Origin of the sequence: Mesorhizobium sp. M7A.F.Ca.ET.027.02.1.1 (assembly GCF_004022985.1) — a bacterium.
GTDB lineage: Bacteria > Pseudomonadota > Alphaproteobacteria > Rhizobiales > Rhizobiaceae > Mesorhizobium.
The window spans coordinates 1-411 of the sequence record NZ_RZOL01000970.1; the positions used below are offsets into that span (position 1 = coordinate 1).

Annotated in this window: 1 pseudogene; it reads left to right on the forward strand. The window is 64.5% G+C overall.

Features of this window, described 5'->3' with window-relative positions:
• Positions 1-16: 16 nt before the first annotated feature.
• Positions 17-411, forward strand: a pseudogene (locus EN749_RS37280) (hypothetical protein); the annotation flags it as partial.

Below are 411 nucleotides of genomic sequence, written 5' to 3' on the forward strand. Positions count from 1 at the left end.
CAACAGGAGCCTGATCGTGACCGACGGCGCCGATTCGTATGGTATCAGCGCCAACTCGATCGGCGGCGGTGGTGGTGTCGGCGGCTCGGCGACATCGGGCGTATTGGGTAAATATGCGATCGGTGGGGCGCTTGGCGGGGCAGGCGGCGGCGGTGGCAGCGCTTTCCAAGTCGACGTCTTCAATCTCGCCACGGCCGGCATCTGGACCCAGCAGGAGCGTTCCATCGGCATCTTCGCACAGTCGGTGGGTGGCGGCGGTGGCGCCGGTGGCGCCGGCGAAAGCACCGGTCACACCGATGAATCGGAAGTCAGTGTCAACCTGTCACTGGGCGGGTCCGGCAACGTTGGCGGTAACGGTGGCAAGGTCAATGTCGAAAACAGCGGCTGGATCCAGACCGAGAAGGCCTATTC